This is a genomic window from Haloplanus vescus, assembly GCF_900107665.1.
In the GTDB taxonomy this organism is placed as follows: Archaea; Halobacteriota; Halobacteria; order Halobacteriales; family Haloferacaceae; genus Haloplanus; species Haloplanus vescus.
This window is the reverse complement of the sequence record NZ_FNQT01000009.1, coordinates 1-1,960: the sequence shown is the minus strand read 5'-3', so window position 1 is coordinate 1,960 and position 1,960 is coordinate 1. Positions and strand designations below refer to the sequence as shown.

At 58.0% G+C, this 1,960-nt stretch carries 1 rRNA gene; it reads right to left on the bottom strand.

Annotation, left to right across the window (positions count from 1 at the left end):
• Positions 1 to 1,960, bottom strand: a 23S ribosomal RNA gene (locus tag BLU18_RS14455); the annotation flags it as partial.

The following is a 1,960-nucleotide window of genomic DNA, read 5'->3' as shown; positions in this document are numbered from 1 at the left end:
ACCATCGGGCGCGCTCGATATCTTTTCGAGCGCGTACCGCCCCAGTCAAACTGCCCGGCTACCGGTGTCCTCCGCCAGGAGTGAGAGTCGCAGTCACTACCGGGTAGTATTTCAATGATGGCTCGGTGGCCCGCTAGCGCGGGTACCTGTGTAACGCCTCCTACCTATGCTGCACAGTAGCGACCACGTCTCAGCGACAGCCTGCAGTAAAGCTCTATAGGGTCTTCGCTTCCCCTTGGGGGTCTCCAGACTCCGCACTGGAACGTACAGTTCACCGGGCCCAGCGTTGGGACAGTGGCGCTCTCGTTGATCCATTCATGCAAGCCGCTACTGAAGCGGCAAGGTACTACGCTACCTTAAGAGGGTCATAGTTACCCCCGCCGTTGACGGGTCCTTCGTCCGATTGTACTCGGTGTTCAGATACCCGCACTGGGCAGGATTCAGTGACCGTACGAGTCCTTGCGGATTTGCGGTCACCTATGTTGTTACTAGACAGTCGGAGCGCCCGAGTCACTGCGACCTGCTCTTCTCCAGAGCAGGCATCCCTTATTGCGAACGTACGGGACTAACTTGCCGAATTCCCTAACGCCGGTTGCTCCCGACGGGCCTTGCCTTTCGCCGGCAGAGCACCTGTGTCGGATCTCGGTACGATCACTACTCTCGTCTTTTCACGGGCTCTAGGTACGACCGACTTGCGCTGTCTCAGAGTTTGGCCGCTTCGTGCCGTTACGGCTTCCACGGCGGTATCTGATTAGACCGGGCGAAAGCCCGGTTCGGTTGTCCCCAAAGCGTCGACTTTCAATGAGTAGTGGTGCTGGAATATTAACCAGCTTCCCTGTTGTCTCAGTCGAGTTACGGTGAGACTTAGGATCGACTAACCCTCGGCTGATTGACAGTGCCGAGGAACCCTTGCTCGTAAGGCCGTCGGGGGTCACACCCGACTCTCGCTGCTACTATGACCAGGATTATCGTCACTGCTCGGTCCACACGAGATCTATCCCGCGCTTCCGTCCGAGCAGAGTGCCAGCCTACGCAATTGTCCTGTAACGGACATGGGTAGGTCTCGGTGGTAGACTTGAGCCCCGATCATTTTGGGCGCCCCGAACCTCGGCCGGTAAGCTGTTACGCTTTTCTTGGAGGGTAGCTGCTTCTAAGCTCACCTCCCGGCTGTCTAGGGCTCGGGACCACCTTCGATCGCACTTAGTCTACACTTGGGGACCTTAACCTACCGCTGGGTTGTCTCCCTTATGGTGCACAGGCTTACCCCGCACACCGGACTCCCTTCGTCTGCGGCGTCCGCAAGTTCGGAGTTCGACAGGATGGCCGACTCCTCTCGGAGGCGGGTCATCCAATCGGTAGCTCTACCTCGCGGACTACCTCTGAAGAGGTCATGCTTCGACATGTTTCGGCTGGAACCAGCTGTTGCCGGGTTCGATGGGCCTTTCACCCCTACGCATAGGTCACGGGAGGGTATTGTAGGACACCACCCCTAACGGGCCTCCACGTACCTTTCGGCACGCTTCACCCTGCCCACGCGTAGATCACCCGGTTTCGGGTCGCATCCGCTTGACTCCCCGCGCTTGAACACGGTGGCCCTGGTCGTAAGACTGCGGCCGTATCGGTTTCCCTGTGCCTTCCTCGATAGTCGAGTTAGGCTTGCCAAGCAAATGCACTCCCTGGTTCGTTTTTCAAAACGCACGACGGAACATCGGCTTCCCACGAGTCCTACTAGTGGCTCGCGCCACGGTCGTTTATCGTGGGACCTTGTATGCCCCGTCGCTCGATCGCCAGCTGAGTTCAGGCTCTATTGCAGTTCCCTTCTCGGGATACTTTTCAGCGTTCGCTCACGCTACTTGTTCGCTATCGGTCTCGAGGAGTGTTTAGCCTTCCCGGTTGATGCCCGGGACGTTCACGAGGAATATCCAATCCCCGCTAGTCTGGAACTGACTCACGTTGTACT